The 13,260-nt window shown below is 71.5% G+C and carries 12 protein-coding genes; 5 read left to right on the forward strand and 7 right to left on the reverse strand.

From position 1 onward, the window contains the following. Positions 1–21: 21 nt before the first annotated feature. A complete protein-coding gene (locus ABZ434_RS32860; protein WP_359144622.1) occupies positions 22–423 on the reverse strand; it encodes a RidA family protein in 402 nt (133 codons plus the stop codon). Continuing rightward, the gene (locus ABZ434_RS32865; protein ID WP_359144625.1) at positions 420–1,547 is read right to left on the reverse strand and encodes an acyl-CoA dehydrogenase family protein; all 1,128 of its coding nucleotides are present in this window, start codon (positions 1,545–1,547) and stop codon (positions 420–422) included. Before ABZ434_RS32865 ends, ABZ434_RS32860 begins: the two co-directional genes overlap by 4 nt. A gap of 120 nt (positions 1,548–1,667) precedes the next feature. Between ABZ434_RS32865 and ABZ434_RS32870 the strand changes: the two genes are divergently transcribed. The 4 genes from ABZ434_RS32870 to ABZ434_RS32885 are packed head-to-tail and all read left to right on the forward strand — an operon-like array spanning position 1,668 to position 5,428. Then, positions 1,668–3,305, forward strand: a complete 1,638-nt coding sequence (locus tag ABZ434_RS32870) for an AMP-binding protein (RefSeq protein WP_359144628.1) — start codon at positions 1,668–1,670, stop codon at positions 3,303–3,305. A gap of 4 nt (positions 3,306–3,309) precedes the next feature. Next, positions 3,310–4,125 (forward strand): PaaX family transcriptional regulator C-terminal domain-containing protein, encoded by an 816-nt coding sequence (locus tag ABZ434_RS32875; RefSeq protein ID WP_359144630.1) that lies wholly within the window; start codon positions 3,310–3,312, stop codon positions 4,123–4,125. A 42-nt stretch (positions 4,126–4,167) separates the two neighbouring features. Beyond that, on the forward strand, positions 4,168–5,004 hold the full coding sequence (locus ABZ434_RS32880) for a GNAT family N-acetyltransferase (RefSeq protein WP_359144633.1): 837 nt from the start codon (positions 4,168–4,170) through the stop codon (positions 5,002–5,004). Further along, positions 4,997–5,428, forward strand: a complete 432-nt coding sequence (locus ABZ434_RS32885; RefSeq protein ID WP_359144636.1) for a hypothetical protein — start codon at positions 4,997–4,999, stop codon at positions 5,426–5,428. Before ABZ434_RS32880 ends, ABZ434_RS32885 begins: the two co-directional genes overlap by 8 nt. Here ABZ434_RS32885 and ABZ434_RS32890 read toward each other — a convergent pair. Both ABZ434_RS32890 and ABZ434_RS32895 read right to left on the reverse strand, forming a co-directional pair. Further along, positions 5,415–7,730, reverse strand: coding sequence for a bifunctional salicylyl-CoA 5-hydroxylase/oxidoreductase (locus ABZ434_RS32890; protein WP_359144639.1), 2,316 nt, complete (start codon positions 7,728–7,730; stop codon positions 5,415–5,417). The genes ABZ434_RS32885 and ABZ434_RS32890 overlap by 14 nt on opposite strands. Before the next feature lie 4 nt (positions 7,731–7,734). Then, entirely contained in the window at positions 7,735–8,562 is an 828-nt protein-coding gene (locus tag ABZ434_RS32895) for an enoyl-CoA hydratase family protein (RefSeq protein ID WP_359144642.1), read from the reverse strand. Between the two features lie 269 nt (positions 8,563–8,831). On the opposite strand from ABZ434_RS32895, the gene ABZ434_RS32900 reads away from it, so the two are divergent. After that, on the forward strand, positions 8,832–9,266 hold the full coding sequence (locus ABZ434_RS32900) for an ATP-binding protein (RefSeq protein WP_359144645.1): 435 nt from the start codon (positions 8,832–8,834) through the stop codon (positions 9,264–9,266). A gap of 12 nt (positions 9,267–9,278) precedes the next feature. Here ABZ434_RS32900 and ABZ434_RS32905 read toward each other — a convergent pair whose 3' ends face one another. The 3 genes from ABZ434_RS32905 to ABZ434_RS32915 form a co-directional block, all read right to left on the reverse strand. After that, a complete protein-coding gene (locus tag ABZ434_RS32905) occupies positions 9,279–10,706 on the reverse strand; it encodes an amino acid permease (protein WP_359144648.1) in 1,428 nt (475 codons plus the stop codon). Positions 10,707–10,890: 184 nt separating this feature from the next. Continuing rightward, positions 10,891–11,895 carry an ornithine carbamoyltransferase gene (argF, locus tag ABZ434_RS32910; protein WP_359144651.1) on the reverse strand — a complete coding sequence of 335 codons (1,005 nt, stop codon included), beginning with the start codon at positions 11,893–11,895 and terminating at the stop codon, positions 10,891–10,893. A 115-nt stretch (positions 11,896–12,010) separates the two neighbouring features. Then, a complete protein-coding gene (locus tag ABZ434_RS32915; protein WP_359144654.1) occupies positions 12,011–13,243 on the reverse strand; it encodes an arginine deiminase in 1,233 nt (410 codons plus the stop codon). Positions 13,244–13,260: the final 17 nt, after the last annotated feature.

The following is a 13,260-nucleotide window of genomic DNA, read 5'->3' on the forward strand; positions in this document are numbered from 1 at the left end:
CCGCACAGGGCGTTCACGCCTTCAGGGCAGGACCGCCACCCCGTCGATCTCGACCAGTGCCTGTTCGTCCCAGAGCCGTGCCGCCCCGATGACGGCCATCGCCGGGTAGTCGCGTCCCGCCAGCCGGCGCCAGATCCGGCCCAGTTCGGCGGCGTTGGCCCGGTAGTCGGCGACATCGGTGGCGTAGACCGTGACCCGTGCCAGGTCGGCGGGGGCGCCGCCGGCCGCGCGCAGGGCGCTGAGGAGGTTGGTGAGCGCGGTGGCGAACTGCTCGGGCAGGGTGCTCCCGGTGATGTCGCCCCGCTGGTCCAGGGCCGTCTGCCCGGCGAGGAAGACCAGTTGGCTCCCGGTGGCGGTGACCGCGTGCGAGAAGCCCGTGGGGGGTGAGAGTTCGGCGGGGTTGATCCGGTGGATCGGGCTCATGCGGACGGCTCCCGGTTCGCGTACAGCTCCTTGGCGATGATGGTGCGCTGGACCTCGCTCGCTCCCTCGTAGATGCGCGGGGCGCGGACCTCGCGGTAGAGGTGTTCGAGCATATGGCCGCGGCGCAGGGCGCGGGCGCCGTGCAGTTGGACGGCCGTGTCCACGACGTATTGCGCGGTCTCGGTGGCGTACAGCTTCGCCATCGCGGCCCGCCGCGGGACGCCCGGCTCCCCCGCGTCGTACGCGGCGGCGGCCGCGTACACCAGAAGCCGGGCGGCCTCCGTGCGGGTGGCCATCTCCGCGACCTGGTGGGAGACGGCCTGCAGGTCGCTCAGCGGTCCGCCGAACGCGGTGCGGGTGGCGGTGTGCTCCACGGTGGCGTCCAGGGCGGCGCGGGCCATGCCGATGGCGAACGCGCCGACGCTGGGCCGAAAGAGGTTGAGGGTGTTCATGGCGACGCGGAAGCCCCGGTCCGGTTCGCCGAGCACGTCGTCGGGGGTGACCGGGACGCCGTCGAAGCGGAGGGCGCCGATCGGGTGCGGGGACAGCATGTCCAGCGGGGTGCCGGTCAGCCCGGGACGGTCGGCGGGGACCAGGAAGGCGGTCACGCCACGCGCACCGGCGCCGGCCGTCGTCCGGGCGAAGACGGTGTAGAAGTCCGCCTCCGGGGCGTTGGAGATCCAGCACTTCTCACCGGTCAGCCGCCAGCCGTCGGGCGCGGCCACGGCTTCCAGATCGAGGGCGGCCGCGTCGGATCCGGCCCCCGGCTCGCTGAGCGCGAAGGCGGCGACGGCGCGGCCCGCACGGACCTCGGGAAGCCACCGCTCGCGGTGTGCGGGGGTGCCCGCCTGCACGACGGGGTACGTCCCGAGGCCCTGGAGCGCCAGGGCGGTCTCGGCCTCCGTGCAGCCGCGGGCGAGGGATTCGCGCAGCAGGCACAGGTCGAGCGCGCCGGAACCGAGCAGCCGGTCCAGCAGACCGAGCTCGCCGAGCGCCGCCACCAGCGGGCGGTTGACGTGGCCCGGCTCGCCCTTCTCCGCGAGCGGGCGCAGCCGTTCGGCGGCCAGGGTGCGCAGTTCCTCGCACCAGGCGGTCTGTGCCGGATCGAGCGAGAATGCCGTCATACCGGCGCCTCTCCTGTCGAAGTCCCGGTGCCGTCCCTCCGGAACCCGGATTTTATCGCGGACCGTTGACTACCGTCACCCAAACGATACGCTCCAAGGGCGACAAGGGGGCGATCCTTCATGGACCCGAACACCTCAGCGCACATCGACAGCTTCGCCAGGGAACATCTGCCACCCGCCGACCAGTGGCCGGAACTGGTCTTCGACCTGCCCGAGCTGCACTATCCGGCCCGGCTCAACTGCGCCGCAGAGCTGCTGGACCGTACGACCGAGCGCTTCGGTGCCGAGCGGCCCGCCTTCCGCACGCCCGACGGCGGGGTGCTGAGCTACGGGGAACTGCGGGATCTCGTCGACCGGATCGCCCATGTCCTCACGTCGGACCTGGGCGTCGTGCCCGGCAACCGCGTGCTGCTGCGCGGCCCCACCACACCCCACCTCGCCGCCTGCTGGCTGGCGGTACTGAAGGCCGGGGCGGTCGCCGTCACCGTACTGGCCCAGCAGCGGGCCGCCGAACTCGCCACGATCTGCTCGATCGCCCGGATCAGCCATGCCCTGTGCGATGTCCGGTCCGCCGACGACCTGGTGAAGGCCGGGGTACCGGGGTTGCGGATCACGGCGTACGGCGGCGACGCCCCCGACGACCTGCTGCGGCTGGCCGCTGCCCGGCCGGGCCCGTACCGGGCCGTGGACACCGCGGCGGACGACGTGGCGCTGATCGCGTTCACCTCGGGGACCACCGGGCGCCCCAAGGGCTGCATGCATCTGCACCGCGATGTGCTGGCCGTCGCGGACACGTTCTCCCGGCATGTCCTGAGGCCGCTGCCCGACGACGTCTTCGCCGGCAGTCCGCCACTCGGTTTCACCTTCGGGCTCGGCGGCCTGGTCGTCTTCCCGCTGCGGGCCGGCGCCTCGGCGCTGCTCCTGGAACAGGCGGGTCCCAAGCAGTTGCTGCCCGCCCTGGCGGCGCACCGGGTCTCGGTGCTGTTCACGGCCCCGACCGCTTACCGGGTGATGCTCGACCAGCTGGACGGGCACGACCTCTCCGCGCTGCGCCGCTGTGTTTCCGCGGGTGAGAACCTGCCGGTCGCGACCTGGCACTCCTGGTACGAGCGGACCGGTCTGCGGATCATCAACGGCATCGGTGCCACCGAGCTGCTGCACATCTTCGTCTCCGCCGCCGACGACGCCATCCGCCCCGGTACCACCGGGGTCCCGGTGCCCGGCTGGCAGGCGCGGGTGGTGGACCGGGACGGCGAACCGGTGCCTGACGGCGAACCGGGACTGCTCGCCGTGCGCGGGCCGGTCGGCTGCCGCTACCTCGCCGACGAACGGCAGCGGGAGTACGTACGGCACGGCTGGAACGTCACCGGCGACACCTACGTGCGTGACGCGGACGGCTACTTCCGGTACGTGGCCCGCGCCGACGACATGATCATCTCCTCCGGCTACAACATCGCGGGCCCCGAGGTCGAGGACGCCCTGCTGCGCCACCCCGAGGTGGCGGAAGCCGCGGTGGTGGGCCGGGCGGACGAGCTGCGCGGCCGGATCGTGGCGGCGTACGTGGTGCTCAGTGAGGGTTCGGCCCTGACGGCCGACGCGTTGCGCGCCTTCATGCGCTCGGAGCTGGCCCCGCACAAATGCCCCCGCCTCATCACGTTCCTGCCCGCGCTCCCGCGTACCGCGACCGGAAAGCTGCAGCGGTTCCGCCTCCGTGACGACGAACCCGGTGCGGACTCCGGCGCGCCGGACCGAGAATGATCACATGGTCGAACCGCACACCCCCCGCTCGCTGATCGTCACCCTCTACGGCGCGTACGGCCGCACCCCGGGCGACACCCCGATGCCGGTGGCGGAACTCGTCCGGCTGCTCGGCGCCGTCGGTGTCGACGCCCCCGCCGTGCGGTCCTCCGTCTCCCGGCTGAAGCGGCGGGGACTGCTCGTCGCGGCCCGGACACCGGGCGGGGCGGCCGGGTACGCGCTCTCGGCCGACGCCCGGCAACTGCTCGACGACGGGGACCGGCGGATCTACCGGCATCCGGACCCGCGCATCGAGGACGGCTGGGTCCTCGCCGTGTTCTCCGTACCGGAGGCCGAACGGCACAAGCGGCACCTGCTGCGCTCACGGCTGTCGGGGCTCGGCTTCGGCTCGGCCGCGCCCGGGGTGTGGATCGCGCCGGCCGCACTGTTCGACGAGACCCGGCACACCCTGGAACGCCTCGGACTCGCCCCGTACGTGGAGCTGTTCCGCGGTGACCATCTGGGGTTCGCCGGCACCGGGGAGTCGGTGGCACGCTGGTGGGACCTCGACGCCGTGGCCCGGCTGCACGACGGCTTCCTGGAGCGGCACGAACCGGTGCTGCGGTCGTGGGAGGCTCGGGCGGCCGGGCCACCGGATCCGGAGACGGCGTACCGGGACTACCTGATGGCGCTGGATTCCTGGCGGCAGGTGCCGTACGCGGATCCGGGACTGCCGAGGCAACTGCTTCCGCCGGCGTGGCCGGGCGGCAGGTCGGCGGAGGTGTTCGGGCTGCTGCACGAGCGGTTGCGGGATGCGGGGGCGCAGTTCGTCCGTGGGTGATACGGCTGCCCCGGCGGGGCCCGCCCGGCAGAATGCCTCTGCATGACCTGGACCTTCACGGATGACGTCGACGCCTTTCTCGACGCGGCCGGCGAATCGCTGGCCGCCCGGGCGGCCGAGTACACGGTCGTGCTGACCGTCACCGCCACGCTGCGCCGCCACGGCCCGCACGCCTACGGCGCCCACGATCCGGTACTCGGCTGGTGGCGCGGCGCCGACGGCGAGGTGGCGGGCACCCTGCTCCAGACACCGCCCTACCCCGCCACGTTGAACGCGCTCGTCCCCGAGGCGGTCGGCCCGCTGATGGCCGCCCGGCGGCTCACCCGCGTCAACGCCGACCGGGCCACCGCCCGGGCGGTGGCCGCCCACTGGCCGGGGCACCGCGTCGACGAGGAGCAGCGTCTCTACCGGCTGGGCGAGCTGACCCCTCCCTCGCCCGCTCCCGGCGGGCGGCCGAGGACCGCGACTCCCGCGGACCGGGACCTGCTGCTGCGCTGGTACGCCGCGTTCGCCGTGGATGTCGGCGGCCCGGGCGGATCCGGCGACCGCCACGGCCGGACGGTCGACGAGCGGACTGCGGAGGGCCGGCTGACGCTCTGGGAGAACGACGGCGTCCCCGTGTCGATGGCGGGCGTCTCGCCGCAGCTCGCGGGCACCGCACGCGTGGCTCCCGTCTACACCCCTCCGGAGCACCGCGGCCGCGGGTACGCGGCGGCGGTGACCGCGGAGGTCAGCCGCGCGGCACGGGAGGCGGGCGCCGACGAGGTACTGCTCTTCACCGACCTGGCGAACCCGACGAGCAACGGTGTGTACACCCGCATCGGCTACCGGGCGGTCTCGGACCGGCTGCTGATCAGCGCGGAGGACAGCGATGGATGACGTGCCCGAACCGACGTGGCTCGTCGCGGCGAACGTGGTGCGGTGGCGACGGTACGGGGACCTGGGGCAGGAGTTCCGCCCCGGTACGAAGGCCTTCCGCGGCGGGGCGAAGGTCTACGTCCTGGACACCTACCCCGGAACGGCCGACGAGCAGCTGACCGCGGTGGGTCACGGCCGGCACACCGGGGGCTGGATCACCATCGACACCGGCACCCGTCATCTGCACACGTTCCGGTCGCAGTTGGTGTACTCCCCCGCCGTACTCAGGCGTTGCGCCGCAGCGCCTTCGCGGACGCGCGAGGAGGCGGTGGAGCTGGCGGAACGGCTGGACGGGATCGCCCGTCACGGCCGCCACACGTATCACAGCGCCCCGCACCCCGACCCCTGTCTCTGCCACGAGTGCCTGCCGGTCAGTCCAGGGTGAGGCGCGGTTTCGGTGCGTCGGTCCGGCCCGTCGGCGGGGTGCGGCTGCCCGCCCGGTACGGGAGCGGCCAGGGGGCGCCCGGTCCGGTGTACCCCTGGTCGGCCGCCGCGTGGAGCGTCCAGTGCGGGTCGTACAGGTGGGGGCGGGCCAGGGCGCAGAGATCGGCGCGGCCCGCGAGCAGCAGCGAGTTGACGTCGTCCCAGGAGGAGATGGCGCCGACGGCGATGACGGGCACGCACAGGGTGTTGCGGATCCGGTCCGCGTAGGGCGTCTGGTACGAGCGCCCGTATTCGGGCCGTTCGAAGGGAACGACCTGACCGGTGGAGACATCGATGGCGTCGGCTCCGTGCGCGACGAAGGCGCGGGCGATCTCGACGGCGTCCTCGCCCGTCGTCCCGCCCTCGGCCCAGTCCGTCGCGGAGATCCGGACGGTCATCGGCCGGTCGTCGGGCCACCGTTCTCGGACCGCGTCGAAGACTTCCAGCGGGAAGCGGAGCCGGCCCGCCAGGGTGCCGCCGTAGGCGTCGGTGCGGTGGTTGGTGAGCGGGGAGAGGAAGCCGGAGAGCAGATAGCCGTGGGCGCAGTGCAGTTCGAGAAGGTCGAATCCGCAGGCATCGGCCCGCTCGGCGGCGGACGCGAACTGTTCGCGGACGGCGTCCAGGCCTGCGCGGTCCAGGGCATGGGGCACCTGGTTGACACCCGGCGCGTAAGGGAGTGGGGAGGCTGCGGTGACCGGCCAGTTGCCGTCGTCGAGCGGCTGGTCGATGCCCTCCCACATGAGCTTGGTGGAACCCTTGCGGCCGGAGTGGCCGAGCTGGATCCCGATCGCGGTTCCGGGCGATCCGGAGTGCACGAAGTCGGTGATCCTGGTCCAGGCGGCCGCCTGTTCCTCGGTGTAGAGGCCGGTGCAGCCTGGAGTGATGCGGCCCTCGGGGCTGACGCACACCATCTCCGTCATGACCAGGGCGGCGCCTCCTAGCGCCCTGGCGCCCAGGTGGACGAGGTGGAAATCGCCGGGGACGCCGTCGGTGGCCGAGTACATGTCCATGGGGGAGACGACGACACGGTTGCGCAGCTCCAGGCCGCGCAGCCGCAGGGGGGTGAACATCGGCGGTGTGCCGGCCACGCTCCCGAACTCGTCCTCGACCGCCGCGGTAAACGAGGCGTCGCGCAGCCGCAGGTTGTCGTGGGTGACGCGGCGGCTGCGCGTGAGGAGGTTGAAGGCGAACTGGCGGGGCGGCTGGTCGACGTACGTGCCCAGGTCCTCGAACCAGCGCAGGCTGGCGGCGGCGGCGCGCTGGGTCGATTCGACGACGGGCCGGCGCTCGCTCTCGTACGCGGAGAGGGCCGCGGGCAGACCGGGGTGTTCCTCGATGCAGGCGGCAAGGGCGAGGGCGTCCTCGACGGCGAGCTTGGTGCCGGATCCGATGGAGAAGTGCGCGGTGTGGGCGGCGTCGCCGATGAGCACCGTGTTCCCGTGCGACCAGCGCTCGTTGACGACGGTCCGGAACGTGAGCCAGGAGGAGTTGTTGGAGCGCAGCGGCCGGTGGCCGAGGGCGTCGGCGAAGATCTTCGCGCAGTGCCGGGTCGATTCGGCGGAGTCGCAGGTGTCGAATCCTGCCGCGCGCCAGACCTCTTCGCGCATCTCGACGATGACGGTCGAGGCGCCGGGCGAGAAGGGGTAGGCGTGCAGCTGCATCACGCCGTACGCGGTCTCGGCGGTCTCGAAGCGGAAGGCGTCCAGGGCGAAGTCCGCGGCGAGCCAGATGTACCGGCAGCGGTGGCGGGTGACGCGGGGCCCGAAACGGTCCGCGTGGGTGTCGCGGGTCCTGCTGTGCACGCCGTCGGCCGCGATCACCAGGTCGTGGGAAGCGGCCAGTTCGGCGGCGGGCGGCGCCTCGGTGCGGAAGCGGAGGCGCACCCCCAGACCGGCGCACCGCTCGTGCAGGATCTCCAGCAGCCGGCGGCGGCCGAGGGCCGCGAAGCCGTGACCGCCGGAGGTCTGGGTGTGGCCGCGGTGGACGATGTCGATGTCGTCCCAGCGGACGAACTCGCGCTGGAGTGCGGCGTGGACGACGGGGTCGGCGTGTTCGATGCCACCGAGGGTCTCGTCGGAGAGGACCACTCCGAAGCCGAAGGTGTCCTCCGGTGCGTTCCGTTCCCAGAGGGTGATCTCGCGCTCCGGGCCCAGCCGTTTGAGGAGCGCCGCGGCGTAGAGCCCGCCCGGGCCGCCGCCGATGACGGCGACGCGGCGGAGTGCGGACGCCCGGCCGTCGCGGCGCGAGGAATCGGTGGGCGTCATCGCGTCACCGGCCCTGCCATTTCGGCGGCCGTTTCTCGGTGAAGGCGGCGTGGAACTCCGCGTAGTCCTCGCCGTGCATGAGCAGGGCCTGGGTGGCGGCGTCCATCTCCACGGAGGCGGCCAGGGGCATGTCCAGTTCGGCGGTGAGCAGCGCCTTGGTCTGGGCGAGGGCGAGTGCGGGCCCGTCCGCGAGGCGCCGGGCGAGGGCCACGGCCCGTTCGTCGGCCCTGCCCTCCTCGGCCAGTTCACTGATCAGCCCGATCCGTTCGGCCTCGGGGGCCCGGACGGCGTCGCCGAGCATCAGCAGCCGGGTGGCGTGTCCGAGGCCGACGACCCTGGGCAGCAGGTAGGCAGCGCCCATGTCGCCGCCGGAGAGGCCGACGCGGGTGAAGAGGAAGGCGAACCTGGCCGAGGGATCGGCGACGCGGAAGTCGGCGGCGAGCGCGAGGACGGCGCCCGCTCCGGCAGCGACCCCGTGCACGGCCGCGACGACGGGGAAAGGGCACTCCCGCAGGGCCCGTACGACCTGGCCGGTCATCCGGTTGAAGTCCAGCAGCTGGGCGGTGTCCATCGCGAGGGTGGCGCCGATGATCTCGTCCACGTCGCCGCCCGAGCAGAAGCCGCGTCCTTCACCGGCCAGCACGAGTGCGCGCACGGACCGCTCGCGCGACAGCTCGGCCAGGAGATCGCGCAGATCGGCGTAGGCGCCGAAGGTCAGCGCATTGAGCTTCTCGGGCCGGGCGAGGGTGACGGTGGCGACGCCGTCCTGCGTCGTGACCCGCAGATGCTGCCAGGCGTCCGTATGTGACGCGGAGCTGGGAAACGGACTCATCGAGGGTGGTCCCCTTCAGCCGTCGTGCTGCTGCCTGGCCCCGAATTTATCACCCGTACGTGACTTCCGTCACGAGTACGCGATAAGCGGAGCGTGAGAGGGCAGTGACGAACGTCCCCTTCATACCGGTCGGCAGGCCCTTGCCCGTGTCGTGGGGATTCGTAAGGTTGAAGTCGTGAAGTTCTGAGCTCTCTGATCCTTGAGTCCAGAACTGTTCACCACCACCTCGAGCCCAGAACTGTTCACTGTCTCCCGAACGGAAGCCCACCGTGCCGTCCGACGCCCCCGCGCCCACCGTCTGGCGCATCACGCTGCCGCACTCCGCGGCAGCCGTGCCGATCGCCCGGGCGCTGATCCGTACGGTGCTGGCGGACCTCGACGCACCCGCCGACAGCGACACCGCCGAACTGCTGACCGCGGAACTGGTCGCCAACGCCGTGGAACACACGCCCGGTGACGAGCCCGTCGAACTGGTGGTGGAGCTCCTGCCGACCGGCTGCCAGGTGGAGGTGCACGACGGCGATCCGGCCCCGCCGGGCGATCTCTCCCGTCCGGAGCCGGACTCCGTGCCCGATCCGTGGCAGGAGCACGGACGGGGGCTGCTGCTGATCCGGACCCTCAGCTCGTCCTGCGGTCACCGCACGACGGAGCGAGGCAAGGCGGTGTGGTTCACCCTGCCGTCGCCCGCCCGTCCGACGCCCTAGCCGGACGGCGGCTCAGGCCTCGGCCCGTCCCGCCAGCCGCGAGCGCCCGCGCCCGTAACCGGCGTACACCGCCGCACCGACCACCAGGAACACCGCGAACTGCACCCAGGTCGACCAGCCGGTCCCGTACATCAGATACACGCAGAAGGCGACGCCGAGCAGCGGGCTGAGCGGGTAGAGCGGCACCCGGAAGGACCCCTTCACCTCCGGATTGCGGCGGCGCAGCACGATCACGGCGACGTTGACGGCGACCATCGTGGCCAGCGTCCCGATCGTGGTCAGGTTCACGACCACGTCGAGCGAGGAGAAGGCCGCCGGAACGGCGAAGACGGCGGCGACGATCCAGGTGTTGGCGACCGGCGTCGCGGTGCGCGGCGAGACCCGTTCGAAGACCCGCGGGACCAGGCCGTCGCGCGACATCGACATCAGGATGCGGGTCTGTCCGTACATCACCGCGAGGACGACCGAGGAGATGGCGACGACCGCACCGAACGCGATGATCCCGCCACCGACGGTCGAGTCGGTGACCTGGTCGACGATGAGGGAGAGCGCGGCCGGCTTGTCGGCGACCGCGTCAGGACCGAGGGCGCCGATCGCGGCGAGGGCGACCGCACAGTAGAGCAGCGTGACCAGACCGATGCAGATCATGATCGCGATCGGGATGTTCCGCCGGGGGTTCTTCACCTCCTCGCCCGTGGTGGTGATGGCGTCGAATCCGATGTACGAGAAGAACGCCAGCGAGGCGCCCGCGGTGACGCCGCCCGCGCCATGGGCCATGATCGGCGTCAGGTTGCCGTGTTCGAAGGCGGTGAAGGCGATGACGCAGAACATGATCAGGATGGTGATCTTGAGGACGGCCATCGCGGCGGTGGCCCCGGCGCTCTCCCGGATGCCGCGCACCAGCAGAGTCGCCGCCATCATCACCACGAGCACCGCAGGCAGGTTGATCACACCACCGTCGCCGGGACCGGCGGAGAGCGCGGCCGGCAACTGCCATCCGAAGAGGCTGTCGAGCAGTTCGTTGACGTACTGGCTCCAGCCCACCGCCACGGCGGAGACCGATACCCCGTACTCCAGGAGCAGGCACCAGCCGACAAGGAAGGCCGTGCGCTCGCCGAGGGTGGCGTAGGCGAAGGAGTACGAGCTGCCGGAGACCGGGATCGCGCTGCCCAGCTCGGCGAACGAGAACGCAGTGAAGATGCAGGTGACGGCCGCGAGGACGAAGGACAGCACGACGGCGGGTCCGGCTTCGGCGACGCTGTCGGACAGGCCGACGAAGATGCCGGTGCCGACGACGGCGCCGACCCCGAAGCACACCAGCTGGAAGAGCCCCATGGTGCGCTTGAGGCCGTGGCCCTCCAGGTCGGCGCCGGACTCGGCGATCAGCTGGTGGGGGTCCTTGACGCGGTGCGGCGGGCCGGGGAGGCGCAGGGGGCTCACGGCGGTGGTCTCATCTCTGGCGGTACAGGTGGGGGGAGCGTGTGGCGACGGCTGTGGGGGCCGGTCACCCGCACACGAAAATGGGGTTCGAGCGTGCGAGCTCGAACCCCACCAACGGGGACCATAGTAGGCACCCGCACGCATGTTCACCCAATTGGGTGCATGGCCATGCGGTACGACCGTGTCAGCGTGTGGCCATCGTCGCCACCAGCACGGCCTTGATCGTGTGCATCCGGTTCTCCGCCTCGTCGAAGACGACGGAGTGCGCGGACTCGAAGACCTCGTCGCTGACCTCCAGCTCGGTCAGACCGTGCCGGGCATGGATCTCCCGCCCCACCTTGGTGCCGAGGTCGTGGAAGGCCGGAAGGCAGTGCAGGAACTTCACGCCGTCGTTGCCGCTGGCCCGCAGGACGTCCATCGTGACGGCGTAGGGAGCGAGGGCGGCGATGCGCTCGTCCCAGACCTCCTTGGGCTCGCCCATAGAGACCCAGACATCGGTGGCGACGAAGTCGGCGCCGCCCACACCCTCGGCGATGTCCTCGGTGAGCGTGACCGTCGCGCCGCTCGCCGTGGCGAGCTCGCGGGCCCGGGCGACGACGGTCTCGGCGGGCCAGTAGGCCTTCGGCGCGACGATCCGCACGTCCATGCCCAGCAGGGCGCCGGTGACGAGGTAGGAGTTGCCCATGTTGAACCGGGCGTCACCGAGGTAGGCGAAGGCGATGCGCTCGAGGGGTTTGTCGCTGTGCTCGGTCATCGTGAGGACGTCGGCGAGCATCTGGGTGGGGTGCCAGTCGTCCGTGAGCCCGTTGAAGACGGGGACGCCGCCATGGGCCGCCAGCTCCTCGACGGCTTCCTGGCTGTCACCGCGGTACTCGATCCCGTCGAACATCCGGCCGAGGACTCGGGCGGTGTCCTTCACGGACTCCTTGTGCCCCATCTGCGAGCCGGAGGGGTCGAGGTAGGTGGTGGAGGCGCCCTGGTCGGCTGCTGCCACCTCGAACGCGCAGCGGGTGCGGGTCGAGGTCTTCTCGAAGATCAACGCGATGTTCTTGCCGCGCAGCCGCTGGACCTCGGACCCCGCCTTCTTCGCCGCCTTCAGTTCGGCGGCCAGGTCGATCAGGCCGCGGAACTCCTCGGCCGTGAAGTCCAGCTCCTTGAGGAAGTGGCGGCCTGCGAGGTCTATGGCCATGGTGACTGCTCCTGGGTCGGACGGGGACGCATACCGTAACCCTGGAAGTCTATACGACGCAATGCATCGCTATACAGAGCCCTCCTGACCCCTCGCCCGCCGCCGTACATCCCGCCTACACCGGGTCCCGGACCACCGGGCAGCTCATGCAGCGCGGACCGCCCCGGCCCCGGCCCAGCTCGCTGCCACGGATCTCGATGACCTCGATGCCCTCCTTGCGCAGATGGGTGTTGGTGGTGACGTTTCGCTCGTAGGCGACGACGACGCCAGGTTCGACCGCCAGGACGTTGCAGCCGTCGTCCCACTGCTCGCGCGCCGCCGCATGCACGTCCTGGGTGGCGGTCAGGACCCGGATCGAGTCCAGACCCAGTGCCTCGGCGATGGCGCGGTGCATGTGCTCGGGCGGATGGTCGGTGACCTTGAGATCGCGCGGCCCGTCCCCGGGTTCGATGGTGTAGGAGCGGAGCATGCCCAGGCCCGCGTACTTGGTGAAGGTGTCCCCGTCGACCATCGTCATCACGGTGTCGAGGTGCATGAACGCCCGGCTCTTGGGCATGTCCAGCGCCACGATCGTCCGTGCGGAACCGGCGTCGAAGAGGCCGCGGGCCAGCATCTCCACCGCCTGCGGGGTGGTGCGTTCGCTCATTCCGATGAGCACGGCCCCCCGGCCGATGACGAGGACGTCGCCGCCCTCGATCGTGGAGGGGTAGTCGTCCTGGCCCTCCGACCAGTGGTGGAACGCACCGGCGTCGGGTCCTGTGAAGAGCGGGTGGTGGCGGTAGATCGCTTCGAAATGGACGGTCTCGCGCTGCCTGGCGGGCCACCGCATGGCGTTGATGGAGACACCGTCGTAGATCCACGCCGAGGTGTCGCGGGTGAAGAGGTGGTTCGGCAGCGGTCCGAGGAGGAAGTCGTCCAGGTCCATGACGTGGAAGCGCACGGATGTCGGCTCGGGATACCGCTCCAGGAACTCCCGCTTCGTCATCCCGCCGACCAGCGCCTCGCGAAGGTCGGCCGTGGACAGTTCCTCGAAGGCGGCCCGCAGATGCTCGGTGGCCAGCGGTCCGTACTCCTTCTCCTCGAAGACCCTGTCCAGCACGAGCCGGCGGGCGACAGGAATCTCCAGCGCCTCCTGGAGCAGGTCGCCGAAGAGGTGCACCTCCACCCCGCGGTCGCGCAGCACGTCGGCGAAGCCGTCGTGCTCCTGGCGGGCCCGGCGCACCCAGAGCACGTCGTCGAAGAGCAGCGCGTCCTTGTTGCCCGGGGTGAGCCGTTTCAGTTCCAGATCGGGGCGGTGCAGGATGACGCGGCGCAGCCGCCCGGCCTCGGAGTCGACATGGAATCCCATGCCCTCATCCTCACCGC

The organism is Streptomyces sp. NPDC005761 (assembly GCF_040630635.1).
Lineage (GTDB): Bacteria > Actinomycetota > Actinomycetes > Streptomycetales > Streptomycetaceae > Streptomyces.

Coding starts and splice junctions, on each gene's coding strand:
- ABZ434_RS32870 (WP_359144628.1), top strand. CDS start 1,668: ATGGACCCGAACACCTCAGCGCACATCGACAGCTTCGCCAGGGAACAT.
- ABZ434_RS32915 (WP_359144654.1), bottom strand. CDS start 13,243: ATGGGATTCCATGTCGACTCCGAGGCCGGGCGGCTGCGCCGCGTCATC.
- ABZ434_RS32885 (WP_359144636.1), top strand. CDS start 4,997: ATGGATGACGTGCCCGAACCGACGTGGCTCGTCGCGGCGAACGTGGTG.
- ABZ434_RS32880 (WP_359144633.1), top strand. CDS start 4,168: ATGACCTGGACCTTCACGGATGACGTCGACGCCTTTCTCGACGCGGCC.
- ABZ434_RS32890 (WP_359144639.1), bottom strand. CDS start 7,730: ATGACGCCCACCGATTCCTCGCGCCGCGACGGCCGGGCGTCCGCACTC.
- argF (WP_359144651.1), bottom strand. CDS start 11,895: ATGGCCATAGACCTCGCAGGCCGCCACTTCCTCAAGGAGCTGGACTTC.
- ABZ434_RS32875 (WP_359144630.1), top strand. CDS start 3,310: ATGGTCGAACCGCACACCCCCCGCTCGCTGATCGTCACCCTCTACGGC.
- ABZ434_RS32895 (WP_359144642.1), bottom strand. CDS start 8,562: ATGAGTCCGTTTCCCAGCTCCGCGTCACATACGGACGCCTGGCAGCAT.
- ABZ434_RS32860 (WP_359144622.1), bottom strand. CDS start 423: ATGAGCCCGATCCACCGGATCAACCCCGCCGAACTCTCACCCCCCACG.
- ABZ434_RS32865 (WP_359144625.1), bottom strand. CDS start 1,547: ATGACGGCATTCTCGCTCGATCCGGCACAGACCGCCTGGTGCGAGGAA.